The organism is Brevibacterium sanguinis (genome assembly GCF_003315415.1).
In the GTDB taxonomy this organism is placed as follows: Bacteria; Actinomycetota; Actinomycetes; order Actinomycetales; family Brevibacteriaceae; genus Brevibacterium; species Brevibacterium celere_A.
Map to the genome: position 1 here is coordinate 55,281 of NZ_QNSB01000016.1, position 13,746 is coordinate 69,026.

Genomic DNA, 13,746 nt, shown 5'->3' on the forward strand with positions numbered 1-13,746 from the left:
TCATGCACCGGTGGCCGCCCCCGTCTTGACCTGCCGGGCCGAGTCGAGGAGTTCCGCGGCATGGGCCTTCGCCGAGGCGGATTCCTCCATGCCGGCGAGCATGCGGGAGAGCTCGACGACCCGCTCGTCCTCGCTCAGCTCGCGCACGCCCGAGCTGACGGTCTCGGCGTCGTCGTCCTTGACGATCGTCACGTGCGTGTCGGCCCATGCCGCGACCTGCGGCAGGTGGGTGACGACGATGACCTGCGCGTGCTCGGCGAGCTTCGCGAGGCGGCGTCCGATCTCGACGGCCGCCTTGCCGCCGACCCCGGAGTCGACCTCGTCGAAGACGTAGGTGGGGATCCGGTCGCCGGCGGCGCGGACGACCTCGATCGCGAGCATGACGCGGGAGAGCTCGCCACCGCTGGCGACCTTGCCGATGTCGTCACCGGTCGAGGAGTCGTGGGGGGCGAAGAGCAGACGCACGTCGTCGCAGCCGTGCGGGGCGGGCTCACGGTCGGTCAGTTCGAAGCGCACCTCGGCCTTGGGCATCGACAGGGCCGCGAGCTCGGCGCTGACGGCGGCCGAGAACTTCTCGGCGGTGCGCAGCCGCACCTCGGTGAGCGCGCCCGCCGCCGTTCGCATCGCCTCCTCGGCGGCCGAGAGCTCGGCGTCGAGCTGGTCGAGGTCACGGTCCTCGGCCTCGAGTTCGGCGAGTTCGTGGGCCGCGCGGGTCTCGAAGTCGAGGACCTCGGCGACGTTCTGCCCGTAGGAGGCCAGCGACCCGAGTTCGGCGCGCCTCGCCTCCGTCTCCTCGAGTGAGGTCTCCCCGAGCTCGTCGAAGCCGGAGAGGTAGGAGCTGAGCTCGGCCGCGGAGTCGCTGAGCCGCAGCACCGCATCCCCCAGCGCCTCCCGAATCCGGGTCAGCTCGGCATCCGAGGACTCGACGTCGGAGAGCATGCTGATGGCCTGGTGGACGCCGTCGACCGCGGCGGGCGTGTCGTCGAGGTCGGTGCCGACGAGGAGGTCGTGGGCGAGCCCGACCGCGCGGGTGATCTCGGCGGCGGCGCCGAGCTTCGCCGCCAGCGCCTGCAGAGCCTCGTCCTCACCGGGGACGGGGCGGACCTCGTCGATGGCCTCGAGGCAGCCGCGCAGCCACAGGATCCGCTCGCGCCGGGCGGCGGTCGAGTCCTTGATCCGCGTCACCCGCTCGACCGTCTCCCGCCAGCGGTCGAACGCGGCGCGGTAGTCCTCGGCCGCCTCGGCGAGCTCCGCTCCTCCGGCGGAGTCGAGGAGCTGACGCTGCTGGGCGGGGCTCTTGAGTCCGAGCTGCTCGGACTGGCCGTGGAGGGTGATGAGGTCGTCGGAGATCTCGGAGAGGACGGAGATCGGGACGGTGCGTCCGCCGGCCGTCGCCCGGGCGCGGCCCTTGACGGCGACGGTGCGGGTGATGATCGCCTCGTCGTCGGCGCTGCCGCCCGCCTCCTCGATGCGGGTGCGCACGCTCTCGGAGATCTCGGAGAAGATGCCCTCGACCTCAGCCTTCTCCGCGCCGCGGCGGACGACCCCGGAGCCGACCTTGCGGCCCATGAGCAGGGTCAGGGCGGAGACGAACATCGTCTTCCCGGCGCCGGTCTCACCGGTGACGACGGTGAGGCCCGGGGAGAGTTCGACCTCGGCCTCGGCGATGACGCCGAGGTGGGAGATCCGCAGCTCGGAGATCACGTCGTCCTCCTCGGGGTCGTCCGGGAATCGTCGACGGGTCCGCGCCACCCGGAGACGGGCAGCCGGAACTTGGCGACGAGACGGTCGGTGAAGGGCCCGGAGTGGAGCCGGGCGAAGGTGATGGGCGATTCGGAGCGCTTCGCCTCGATGCGCGCCCCGGCCGGGAGCTCGATCGCGCGCCGGCCGTCGCACCACATGACCGCGGAGAAGTCCGGGTTCGTGGTGCTGATCTCGACGCCGAGGCGGGAGCTGGGGTTGACGACGAGGGGCTCGGTGAACAGCGCGTGGGCGGAGATCGGGACGAGGAGGAGGGCCTCGACCTCGGGCCAGACGATCGGCCCGCCGGCGGAGAACGAGTACGCGGTCGAGCCGGTCGGGGTGGCGAGGATGACCCCGTCGCAGCCGAACGCGGACACCGGCCGGGAGTCGACGCCCAGGACGACGTCGATCATCCGCGACTTCGAGGTCTTCTCGACGGTCGCCTCGTTGAGCGCCCAGGCGTGGTAGATGGCCTCGCCCTCGTGCCACACGGTGACATCGAGCGCGAGGCGCTCCTCGACGACGTAGTCGCGCTTCGAGGCGCGGTGGACCGCCTCGGCGAGGTCCTCCCGCTCGCTCTCGGCGAGGAAGCCGACGTGGCCGAGGTTGACGCCCATGAGGGGCACCCCGGAGCCGTGGAAGCGTTCGGCGGCGCGCAGGATCGTGCCGTCGCCGCCGAGGACGATGACGAGCTCGCAGTCGGACTTCCAGTCCGAGAGCTCGTCGGGGCTGATGACCTCGCACCGGGCCAGGAGGTCCTGGTGGACGTCGGGGTAGGAGCTGCGGGCGGCGATGTCGACGATCTCCTCGTCGAGGACGACCGGGGTGATCCCGTCGTCGAGGAGCGCCTTCCAGACCCGCACCGCGGCCGCCGCCGAATCCTCGCGGTGGGGGTGCAGGAGCACCATGATGTTCCGCCTCACGACTCTCCTCTCATGATCGCGTCCAGGTGACCGGGCACGTCCGCCTCATCGAGCCTATCGGACGCCTGTGGGGTCCTTCCTGGTCGAACACGCAGGAAGTACTCCCTGTTTCCGCTCGGCCCGGGCAGAGCGGAGGGGGCGATGTCGGTGACGCGGGCGTCGTGCTCGGCCACGGAGTCGACGACGGAGAGGACGGCGCGGCGCCGGTTGGCCGCTCTCGCGACGACGCCGTGCTTGTCGAGGGAGCTGCGGGCGAGTTCGAACTGGGGTTTGACCATGAGGAGCAGCCCCCCTCCGGGCTTCGTGGCCGCGAGCAGCGGGTCGAGGAGCAGGCGCAGGGAGATGAAGGAGACGTCGGCGACGACGAGGTCGACGGTCGGGACGTCCGAGGAGGCGAGGTCGCGGAGGTTGAGCCCTTCGCGGACCCGGACCCGGGGATCGTCCCGCAGGGTCGCGTCGAGCTGGTCGTGGCCGACGTCGACGGCCCACACCTCGGTGGCCTCGCGGCTGAGCAGGACCTGGGTGAACCCGCCGGTGGAGGCGCCGGCGTCGAGGGCGGTGCGTCCGGTCAGCGTCCCGATCCCGAAGGAGTCGAGGGCGCCGAGGAGCTTGTGGGCGCTGCGGGCGACCCAGGGGTCGGGGTCGGCGACGGTGATCTCATCGGTCTCCCCCACCTCGGCGGAGGCCTTGGAGACGGTGGCGGCGTTGACGCTCACGCGACCGGCCGCGATCTCCCGGGCGGCGCGCGATCGGGAGCGGATGAGCCCGCGGTCGACCAGAGCCCGGTCGAGCCTCGTCACAACGTCCCCACCTGCGCATCGAGGTCGTCGAGCAGGGTTCCGATGGCCTCGTGGCGCTGCCGGGCGGGGGCCGCGGCGAGGTCGTCGAGGTCGCTGCGCCACCTCTCGACGGGGACGTCGCCGCCGAGAGCGGCAGGGGTCATCTCAGTCATGGATCCTCCGAGGCAGGTTCCCGGGACGCACTGGCCGTCCCCGGTCGAGTGCCTCCCATGCTAACCGCAGTGCGGCGCCGATGCCGTGAGCCGAGGAGCGGGCGTGATCGTCGAGGACGAGTTCGCCGTCGACGAGGCGGACGCCGGGGTCCGGGTCTGGGTGGGTCGTCGCCGGTGTCGGGTAAATCGTCGCCGAGGCGGTGATGAGTCCCGCGAGTCCGCGGAGGCTCGGGAGGATGTGGGTCGGCCTGCGGTGCGCGGGCGCGACGAGGGCGTCGTGGATGTCGTGGACGCCGGTGAGGACGAGCGCCGTCTCGAACCCGGCGGCGCTGCCGCCCTCGATGTCGGTGTCGAGCCGGTCGCCGATCATGAGCGGGCGCCTCGCGCCGAGGCGGCGTGCGGCGTGGTCGAGCATGTGCGGGGAGGGTTTGCCGACGATCGTCGGCCGGGCGCCGGTGAGCCGGGCGACCATCTCGACGAAGGCGCCGTTGCCGGGGACCTCGCCGCTCGGCGAGGGCATCGAGTAGTCGGGGTTGCTCGCCCACCAGTCGAGGCCCGACCGCACGGCGTCGCCGGCGGCGACGATCGTGGAGTAGTCGATCTGCGGGTCGAGACCCTGGGCGAGGGCGACGGGACCGTCGTCGAGCGACCGGGTAATCCGCAGGCCATGGGATTCGAGCGCGACCTCGAGACCCGTGGTGCCGACGACGAAGATAAGCGCGCCGGCACCGTACTTCTCGGCCAATCGCGCCGCGAGAACCTGCGCCGAGGTGGTCACCTCGGCGGCGGTCGTGTCGATGCCGAGGTCCGTGATGCGTGCGGCCACGGCCTCGGGAGTGCGCGTGGCGTTGTTCGTCACGAAGCTCAGCGGGATGGCGGCGTCACGGAGGAACGCGATTCCCTCCGCCGCTCCCGGCACCGGTTCGGGGCCGCGGTAGACGACCCCGTCGAGGTCGAAGAGCACACAGTCGATCGGTGCTCCCGGCTGCCCGGGAGCACCATGATCAGCACCGAGACTCACCGATCGTCGTCCTCGGGGTCCCCGGCCTCCGGCTCGTCGGCGTCGCCGGCGTCCTGCGCGTCGACGTCGTGCGTGCTGGCGGCGGCGTCCTGCCCGTCGACGTCGTCCGTGCCCTGCTCATCGGTGCCGTGATCGGCCTCGTCGTCCTGCGGCTCGTCGTCCTCACCGAGGAGCTCGGCGAGTTCGGCCTCGATCTCGGCCTCGGAGACCGAGATCTTCTTCAGCTCCTTGTCCGAGACGTGAGTCTTCGACTTCGCCGGGGTCGACTCCGCTGCGGTCGGCTCTGCAGGGGCGTTCGAATCGTCCGCGTGGGCGTCCGCGTTGGCCGCGGCCTCCGGGAATGCTTCGGACGTGCTCGATGCTTCCTCGTCGGTGCCTGCGGTTGAGCCCGACGATTCCACGTCGGTGTCCGAGGCTGAAGCGTCCTCGGCCGGTACTGTCTCGGCTTCGGGTTCCTCGGCGCGGGCTCCGCCGTCGGCGTCGTCAGCAGCCTCGGCGTCGTCCGTCGTGGTGCCGACAGCCTCGGCGTCCGCGCCCTCGGTCACCTCGCGCTGGCCGTCCTCGAGGTCCTCGTCGGGCAGCTCCTCGATCGTCTCGATCTCGACTCCGAAATTGGGGTCGGGCTCCTCGTCGCCGAAGAGCGTGCCGGTGGCCTTCGCCGTCCGCCGCGAGAGCTCCTCGTACTTGTCGGCCAGCTCGGTCTCGCCGTGCAGCCGGAGGATCTCCGAGTAGGCGGCGAGCAGGCGGACGAGGGCGCCGCTCGGGCGCTGGGTGAAGTCCTCGGCCTCGATGAGCGCACGCGCCCCGTCGAGATCACCGAGGTCCGACTTCGCGCCGGCGGCGACGATGACGAGCTCCGTCCGGATCTCATTGTCGAGCTCGAGCTCCTTCGACTGCTCGAGGATCTCGATGGCCTTCTCGGGCTTGCCACGTCCACGTTCGGCGTCGGCGATGAGGGCGATGTTCTCGTTCGATCCGGAGATGCGACGGTGGGTGCGCAGCTCGCGCACGGCTTCGTCGTACTGCTCGACGTGGTAGGCCGCGATGCCCAGGGCTTCGCGGACCAGACCGACGCGGCCGGCCCGCGCCATGGCCGCCTTCGCATGCTGGTGCGCACGCTCGGGGTCGAGGTCGAGGAGTCCGCCAGCGGCGACCAGATGCTTGGCCACCATCTCCGCGTTCTCCTTGTCGAGCGAACGCAGCTGGCCCCTGATCTCCTTGTCGAGCTCGAAGCCGGTGACGTCTGCCGGGATCTCCGGCTCGTGAACCTTGGGTCGGCGAGCCCGCTGCTCGCGGGCATAGTCGCCGGAATCGGTCGGACGCGATGCGCGGCGATCGTTGTCGCGAGGTCCGCGTCGATCGTCGTTCCGGCGGTCTCCCCCGAACCCGCCGCGACGCTCGTCCCGACGGTCCCCTCCGAAGCCACCTCGGCGATCATCACGACGGTTCCCGCCGAAACCACCTCGGCGTTCGCCGTCATTGTGGCGGTTGCCCTGGTAGCCTCCTCGGCTGTCGTCCCGACGGTCCCCGCCGAATCCGCCACGGCGTTCGCCATCGTTGCGGCGGTTGCCCTGGTATCCGCCACGGTCATCGCGGCGTTCGCCGCCGAAGCCACCTCGACGTTCGCCCTGCTGGCCGCCGCGCCGGTCGTCCCGACGATCCCCGCCGAAACCTCCACGGCGGTCGTCCCGACGTTCTCCGCCGAAGTCACGGCGCTCGCCGTCATTGCGGCGATTGCCCTGGTAGCCGCCGCGGCGGTCGTCCCGGCGATCTCCGCCGAAGTCACGACGCTCGCCGTCATTGCGGCGATTGCCCTCGTATCCGCCACGGTCATCGCGGCGATTGCCCTGATAGCCTCCGCGGCTGTCGTCACGGCGGTCGCCGCCGAAACTGCGGCGCTCCCCGTCCTCGCGACGATTGCCCTGGTATCCGCCGCGGCGATCGTCTCTGCGGTTCCCGCCGAATCCTCCGCGACACTCGCCGTCATTGCGACGGTCGCCCTGGAAGCCGCCTCGACGGTCACCGCCGAAGTCACGACGCTCGCCGTCATTGCGGCGGTTGCCCTGGTAGCCGCCACGGTCGTCCCGGCGGTCGCCGCTGAACCCACCACGGCGATCGTCACGGCGGTCACCGCCGAAACTGCGGCGCTCCCCGTCCTCGCGACGATTGCCCTGGTAGCCTCCGCGGCTGTCGTCACGGCGGTCGCCGCCGAAACTGCGGCGCTCCCCGTCCTCGCGACGATTGCCCTGATAACCGCCTCGGCGATCGCCGCCGAAGCCGCCGCGGTCGTCCCGCCGATCCGAGTGGCCGCGGTCGTCCCGGGATGAGTGAGAATTCCGGCGGTTGTGGTTGTTCCCGCGATCTGAGCGGTGTCCGCCTTCAGATCGGCGGTTCTGCTGATGGTCTCGCGAATCCCCTTGGGCCACGATTCTCCCTATGAAGTCTTTTGATGATTCCCCTCCATTCTAGGGCACCGGCCCGATGAGGCCCCTTGATTCGGTCGCCTCCGGTGGGAGGCGTTCCCCACGTCGTTCCCGGATCCGTTCCGACTCATCGAGGACCGGAGCTGGTCCGCCGCGGCGGAGACTCGCTCGGTCGTTGTGCCCGCCGATGGAATGAGAAGACGTTCCCGCTGCCCGCCGTGACATACCAATTGTCTGTTACGATGACCCGGTGTCGGTCCGCCAGCTGAGGATTGTCGAGGAGCAACGATGCTTCGCGCCACCACCAAGGGATGAATGCCACGTGTCGTCGACATCATTGCCGCTCGCGTTCAGCGGAGAACACCAGTCCTCACCAGGACGTGGTGAACCGCTTCCGTCTCGCAGCCACCACCCGAAGGCTCGAAGAGCACCGACGCTCCGCCCACACGAGAACCAGCCGGGTCAGAGCTCGAAGGTCTCCCGTCGACTCGTCCGGCTCCGTGCCCTTCCCGTTCTCGAGCGTCGCGAACTGGTGGCTCGGTTCATTTCGATGCGAGATCACTCGGCGTAGGCTGGTCAGACGACTTCGCCCCCCAAGGAATAGGAGACAACCGTGCCCAACACGCTTTTCATCGACGGAAACTGGGTGTCGGCCCAGGAAGGCGGAACCAGCGAGATCCGCAACCCTGCCGACGGCAGCTTCGTCGCTGAGGTGGACGAAGCCTCTGCCGCCGATACCGAGCTCGCGATCGCGGCCGCCCGTCGCGCCTTCGACTCGGGAGTCTGGTCGAGCACCCCCGCCGCCGAGCGCGGCAACCTGCTGCTGAGGTTCGCCGACACGCTGCGCGAGCGCAAGGACGAGTTCGCCCGCGCCGAATCGCTCGACACCGGCAAGCGCTTCGTCGAGTCGCAGATCGACATGGACGACATCGCCGACTGCTTCGAGTACTTCGGCAAGCTCGCCGCCAATGACGCCGGACGCATGGTCGACGCGGGCAGCGAGTCCGTGGTCAGCCGGATCGTCCACGAACCCGTGGGTGTGTGTGCTCTCATCACCCCGTGGAACTACCCGCTGCTCCAGGCCGCGTGGAAGATCGCTCCCTGCCTGGCCGCCGGCAACACCTTCGTCTTCAAGCCCGCCGAGCTCACCCCGAGCACGGCGATTCTCGCCATGCGCCTGCTCGAGGAGCTCGGTCTGCCCGCGGGAGTGGGCAACCTCATCCTCGGCCGCGGCCGCGTCGCCGGCGCTCCGCTGTCGACCCACGAGGACATCGACATGGTCTCGTTCACCGGCGGACTCGTCACCGGTCGCCTCATCGGAGCCAATGCGGCCGCGACGGTGAAGAAGGTCGCCCTGGAACTCGGCGGGAAGAACCCGAACGTCATCTTCGCCGATGCCGACATCGACGCCGCTCTCGACAATGCCCTCAACGCCGCCTTCGTCCACTCCGGCCAGGTGTGCTCTGCGGGCGCCCGACTCATCGTCGAGGAATCCATCGCCGAGGAGTTCACCGATCGTCTCGTGGCCCGGGCCGAGAAGATCCGCCTCGGCGGACCATTCGACGAGAACGCCGAGACCGGACCGCTCATCTCCGCCGAGCACCGCGACAAGGTCACCGAATACGTCAAGAACGGAGTCGCCGAGGGTGCACGCCTGCGCTGCGGCGGCAAGTGGGGCGAGGGTGACCTGGAGAACGGCTTCTACTACCTGCCGACCGTCCTCGACCAGGTCAAGCGGGGAATGTCCGTCGTCACCGACGAGGCCTTCGGACCCGTGGTCACGGTCGAGACCTTCTCCACCGAGGACGAGGCGATCGCCACCGCCAACGACACGATCTACGGCCTCGCCGGCGCCGTGTGGACCCAGGACGCCGGCAAGTGCCAGCGGGTCGCGGCGAAGCTGCGCCACGGCACCATCTGGATCAACGACTTCCACCCCTACCTGCCGCAGGCCGAATGGGGCGGATTCGGACAGTCGGGATTCGGCCGGGAGCTCGGCCCCACCGGTCTGGCCGAATACCAGGAGGCGAAGCACATCTACCACAACCTCGAACCCGCCGTCACCGGTTGGTTCCCCGAGCACGGCGAATGAGTCCGCGCACAGCAGATCACACCGCGCCATGTGAATGACACCGCGCAGCGAATAAGGAGATGAGAATTGGAAACCACTCACAGCTTTGACTACGTCGTCGTCGGCGGCGGTTCCGCGGGAGCCGCTGTCGCCGCTCGACTCAGCGAGGACCCGGAGGTCACCGTCGGCCTGCTCGAGGCCGGTCCGTCCGACGTCGACGAAGACGTCATCCTCCGCCTCAACCGCTGGATGGAGCTCCTCGAATCGGGCTTCGACTGGGACTACCCCATCGAGGCTCAGGAACACGGCAACTCCCACATGCGCCACGCCCGGGCGAAGGTGCTCGGCGGCTGCTCCTCGCACAACTCGTGCATCGCCTTCTGGGCGCCGAAGGAGGACCTCGACGAATGGGAGTCGAAGTACGGCGCGACCGGATGGGGATCGAAGGACACCTTCGGCCTCTACAAGAAGCTCGAGAACAATGAGCTTCCCGGCGACCACCACGGCCACGACGGACCGGTGCGCCTGATGAACGTGCCCCCGGTCGATCCGTGCGGCATCGCCCTGCTCGACGCCTGCGAGCAGGCCGGCATCCCCCGGGTGCAGTTCAACGAGGGTGAGACCGTCATCAACGGTGCGAACTTCTTCCAGATCAACCGGAAGGACGACGGCACCCGGTCGTCCTCCTCGGTGTCCTACCTGCACCCGATCCTCGACCGTGAGAACCTCACGATCCTCACGGACACTCAGGCCAAGGAGCTCGAGTTCGACGCCGATGACAACTGCACCGGCGTGCTCGTGGTCAACAACGCCTTCGGCCGGACGAAGCGCATCGAGGCGAAGAAGGAGGTCATCGTCTCCGCGGGCGCGATCAACACCCCGCAGCTGCTCATGCTCTCCGGCATCGGACCGGCCGAGCACCTCGCCGAGGTGGGCATCGAGGTCCGCGTGGATTCGCCGGGTGTCGGTGAGAACCTCCAGGACCACCCGGAGGGCGTGATCTCCTGGGAGGCCAAGAAGCCGATGGTCGAGGATTCGACGCAGTGGTGGGAGATCGGCATCTTCTCCCCCACCGAGGAGGGTCTCGACCGTCCGGACCTCATGATGCACTACGGGTCCGTGCCCTTCGACATGCACACTCTGCGCCAGGGCTACCCGACGTCGGAGAACTCGTTCTGCCTGACGCCGAATGTCACCCATGCCCGCTCGCGCGGCACGGTGCGCCTGCGCTCCCGCGACTTCCGCGACAAGCCGCATGTCGATCCGCGCTACTTCACCGACCCCGAGGGCCACGACATGCGGGTGATGATCGCCGGCATCCGCAAGGCTCGCGAGATCGTGTCGCAGGACGCGATGTCCGAGTGGGCCGGACGGGAGCTGTTCCCCGGCACCGACGTGCAGACGGATGAGCAGATCGAGGACTACATCACTCGCACGCACAACACCGTCTACCACCCGGCGGGCACCGTGCGCATGGGTGCCGCCGACGACGACTCGTCGCCGCTGGATCCGCAGCTGCGGGTCAAGGGCGTCAATCGCCTGCGCGTGGTCGACGCCTCGGCGATGCCCGAGATCACCACGGTCAACCCCAACATCACGGTGATGATGATGGGCGAGAAGTGCGCCGAACTTATCAAGTCCGGCAGCTGATCAAGTCGGGCAGTTGATCCAGTCGGGACGCTGATCCCGATGCTTGCGTGATCGGCGAGCGGCACGGAATGAGGGGCCCTGCGAGTGCAGGGCCCCTCATTCCGTGTCTGAGTGGCCAAGCCGGAGTGCCCGAGCCGGAGTGCCCGGCGTCAGTCGTGGTCGAAGTGCATCGACTTGCTCCCGGTGCGCGAGGCGAGCGTGCCCTCCCGGTGGTGCACGGTCCCCGGTTCGTGGACCCGGACGGCCGACAGCGGCAGGTCAGCTGCTGCTGTCCTGCCGCTGTCGGGCATGCCGTGTCTGTGCTGTCTACTCCTGCGGTCGAGGCACAGAACTGTCATTGAGATAGAGGAACTCGACGTGGCGTTCGTACTTGTCGAGAACGTCGTCGACGATCTGGTCCTTCGTGTAGCCCATGATGTCGTAGCCCTGGCTCGCGCCGCCGTCGAAGTAGACCTCCATCCGCACGTACTCCTCGGCGCCCTTGGGCACCCGGCCGCCGAAGGACGGAACTCCGACCTTGTGCGCCCAGACCTGGTAGTGGAACGGGTACTCGCCGTCCCCGTCGACCTCGAGCTGGACGAGTTCTCCCCCGTCGTCGTACGTGCCGTCCGACGCAGCGCGACCGGCCTGCGCGTCGAGCCCGCGGGACCGCATCTCCGCGGCGATCTCCTCCAGCGTGGGCAGGAGCACCGTCTCCTCGAAGTCACGCGCCTTGTTCCTGCCGGGGAAGGCGAGGACGCGCGAAAGCTGCTGTTTGAGGTTGTCGTGCCCGGGTCCCGACCGGCGCAGGAGCGAGGCGGGAAGTCCCTGATCGGCGCTGTTCGACCGGTAGGACTCGGTGCGCAGTGCCCTGTACAGGCCGATCATCACGAGGATGACGACGAAGGCGAACGGCAGACCCATGACCACTGTCGCGTTCTGCAGGGCGCCGACGCCGCCGACGATGAGCATGCCGACAGTCAGTGCTCCCGTGGCGACCGCCCAGAAGATGCGCAGAGCTGCGCGACCGTCGTCGTGCACTGTGGGCAGGAAGGAGGAGAGGTTCGCCATGACGAGAGCTGCGGAGTCCGCCGAGGTGACATAGAAGAGCAGGGCGGTCGCCGTTGCCAGTGCCGCGATGACGACGAAGGCCGGGTACTGCGCAAGGAGTTCGTAGAACCCTCCTTCGGGGCTGAGCATCGTCCGTTCGCCGAAGCCCTTGTTGCCGCTGCGGATGATGTCGAGCGCCGAGTTCCCGTAGATCGAGATCCACATGAAGATGTAGATGAACGGGATGGTCAGTGTGCCGATGACGAACTGGCGGATGGTCCGGCCCCGGGAGATACGAGCGAGGAACAGCCCGACGAAGGATGCCCAGGCGATCCACCACGCCCAGAAGAACAGCGTCCAGTCGGTCATCCATGTTCCGGTGTCCTCGAAGGCGAAGGTCTGGCCGGCCATGTCGGGGAACAGTCGCACGAAGTCGGTGAGGTTGAGGACGAACGCGTCGAGGAGGAACTTCGTGTTGCCCGCGACGAGGACCCAGATGCTCAGCGCGATCGCGAGGAAGACGTTGAGCAGGGAGAGGAACTTGATTCCCTTGTCGACTCCGGAGACCGCCGAGAGGGTCGCCACGGTCACGCCGACGGCTACGATCCCGATCTGAGAAGCAGTGGTGACCGGCAGGCCGAAGACCGCGTTGAGACCCACATTCACCATGACGACGCCGATGCCCAGTGACGTCGCGACGCCGAAGATCGTGCCGAGCAGGGCCGCGAAGTCGACGGAATCGCCGATGGGACCGTGGATTCGCTTGCCGAAGATCGGTGCGAGTGCTGACCGGATCGCCAGGGGCATATTCATCCGGTAGGCGAAGTAGGCCAGTGCCAGGCCCATGAGCGCGTAGAGACCCCAGCCGCTGAGACCGTAATGGAACAGGGTCCATACCGTGGCCTCCCGCGCCGCTGCGACGGTTTCGGGTTCCGTGCTCGGAGGTGTGAGGTAATGAGTCACGGGTTCAGCCACCGCGAAGAACATGAGGTCGGTGCTGATGCCGGCGGCGAAGAGCATCGAGGCCCAGGACATCAGTCCGAACTCCGGCTTGGAGTGTTCGGGCCCGAGTTTCGTCTGCCCGTGGCGAGAGGCCGCGAGATAGATGACGAAGACGAGGACGACGGCGACGAGGAGGACGTAGAACCATCCGAACCAGTCCGACGTCCAGCCGACCACCGCGCCGAGCACGGCTTCGGCGTTGGCGGGAGCGAGCAGTGCCCAGATCGTGATGGCAAGGGTTCCGATCGCAGCGGAGTAGAACACCTTCTTGTTGACGGCCGGCAGCACCTTCTTCTGTGCCGCCTTGGCTTTCTCGATTCTTGCGTCAGTCATCGCAGATTTCCTTTGTCGGATGATGGGACGAAACGGTGAGGGCACCCGCTGACATCCTCTTGAGGACACGGACTCTCGATCTCACGGCTGTCTCCTGTGTTCGGTGGCGTCTGTTCACTTCATCACCGTACCCGAGAACCAGCATCATCGCTGGTCAGATGGCTCGTGCCGGTACAGACCCAATGCGCGCTTCCGGACAAGTGAGGTTCGCTCCCTTCCGTAACGGCTGACACCAGACTACACGAACTGATGTATCTATTGTGTTCCACCACACAGAGAGGAGCGAACACAATTGGACGAGGACAACCGACGCCCCTCGTTCTCTACGGAGCACGGACACCATGCCCCGTCGCCTTCTCCGGACGACGGCCGAAGGGTGCGACCACGAAAGAAGCCAGACGTGGTCAAAATGAATGAGAAATGCCCTCCAGCGTTCAGCCAGAGGGCACACAAAAGAGTGTGGGGTGCAACCCAAACAGTCACACCCCACACCAGAAAAGAATTTTTTGCGGCGGTCACTTACTCTCCCACAACCACCAAGTTGCAGTACCATCAGCGCGAATGGGCTTAGCTACCGGGATCGGAACGGTTAACCGGGC

Annotated in this window: 11 protein-coding genes and 1 rRNA gene; 3 read left to right on the top strand and 9 right to left on the bottom strand. The window is 68.1% G+C overall.

The features are described from left to right. The 6 genes from recN to DFO65_RS16455 are packed head-to-tail and all read right to left on the bottom strand — an operon-like array spanning position 1 to position 5,811. Positions 1 to 1,704: a DNA repair protein RecN gene (gene recN, locus DFO65_RS16435; RefSeq protein WP_113905534.1), complete on the bottom strand. Its 1,704-nt coding sequence runs from the start codon at positions 1,702 to 1,704 to the stop codon at positions 1 to 3. Continuing rightward, a complete protein-coding gene (locus DFO65_RS16440) occupies positions 1,701 to 2,666 on the bottom strand; it encodes an NAD kinase (protein WP_181778762.1) in 966 nt (321 codons plus the stop codon). Before DFO65_RS16440 ends, recN begins: the two co-directional genes overlap by 4 nt. Then, complete coding sequence (locus DFO65_RS16445; RefSeq protein ID WP_113905535.1) at positions 2,663 to 3,466, bottom strand: TlyA family RNA methyltransferase; 804 nt, start codon at positions 3,464 to 3,466, stop codon at positions 2,663 to 2,665. The genes DFO65_RS16440 and DFO65_RS16445 overlap by 4 nt, the downstream gene beginning before the upstream one ends. After that, complete coding sequence (locus tag DFO65_RS17125; protein ID WP_181778763.1) at positions 3,463 to 3,618, bottom strand: hypothetical protein; 156 nt, start codon at positions 3,616 to 3,618, stop codon at positions 3,463 to 3,465. Before DFO65_RS17125 ends, DFO65_RS16445 begins: the two co-directional genes overlap by 4 nt. After that, positions 3,611 to 4,639, bottom strand: coding sequence for an HAD-IIA family hydrolase (locus DFO65_RS16450; protein ID WP_113905536.1), 1,029 nt, complete (start codon positions 4,637 to 4,639; stop codon positions 3,611 to 3,613). The genes DFO65_RS17125 and DFO65_RS16450 overlap by 8 nt, the downstream gene beginning before the upstream one ends. Beyond that, positions 4,636 to 5,811, bottom strand: coding sequence for a hypothetical protein (locus DFO65_RS16455; protein ID WP_147233389.1), 1,176 nt, complete (start codon positions 5,809 to 5,811; stop codon positions 4,636 to 4,638). Before DFO65_RS16455 ends, DFO65_RS16450 begins: the two co-directional genes overlap by 4 nt. Between DFO65_RS16455 and DFO65_RS16460 the strand changes: the two genes are divergently transcribed. The 3 genes from DFO65_RS16460 to DFO65_RS16470 all read left to right on the top strand — a co-directional run bounded on the left by DFO65_RS16460 (position 5,743) and on the right by DFO65_RS16470 (position 10,783). Continuing rightward, on the top strand, positions 5,743 to 6,966 hold the full coding sequence (locus tag DFO65_RS16460; RefSeq protein ID WP_113938677.1) for a hypothetical protein: 1,224 nt from the start codon (positions 5,743 to 5,745) through the stop codon (positions 6,964 to 6,966). The genes DFO65_RS16455 and DFO65_RS16460 overlap by 69 nt on opposite strands. A gap of 709 nt (positions 6,967 to 7,675) precedes the next feature. After that, positions 7,676 to 9,154 (top strand): aldehyde dehydrogenase family protein, encoded by a 1,479-nt coding sequence (locus tag DFO65_RS16465; protein ID WP_113905539.1) that lies wholly within the window; start codon positions 7,676 to 7,678, stop codon positions 9,152 to 9,154. A 66-nt stretch (positions 9,155 to 9,220) separates the two neighbouring features. After that, a complete protein-coding gene (locus tag DFO65_RS16470) occupies positions 9,221 to 10,783 on the top strand; it encodes a GMC family oxidoreductase (protein ID WP_113905540.1) in 1,563 nt (520 codons plus the stop codon). A gap of 149 nt (positions 10,784 to 10,932) precedes the next feature. On the opposite strand, the gene DFO65_RS17130 is transcribed toward DFO65_RS16470, so the two are convergent. The 3 genes from DFO65_RS17130 to rrf all read right to left on the bottom strand — a co-directional run. Then, positions 10,933 to 11,073, bottom strand: a complete 141-nt coding sequence (locus tag DFO65_RS17130; RefSeq protein WP_181778764.1) for a hypothetical protein — start codon at positions 11,071 to 11,073, stop codon at positions 10,933 to 10,935. Positions 11,074 to 11,089: 16 nt separating this feature from the next. Further along, positions 11,090 to 13,147, bottom strand: a complete 2,058-nt coding sequence (gene betT / locus DFO65_RS16475; RefSeq protein ID WP_113905541.1) for a choline BCCT transporter BetT — start codon at positions 13,145 to 13,147, stop codon at positions 11,090 to 11,092. A 506-nt stretch (positions 13,148 to 13,653) separates the two neighbouring features. Then, positions 13,654 to 13,746, bottom strand: a 5S ribosomal RNA gene (gene rrf / locus DFO65_RS17470); the annotation flags it as partial.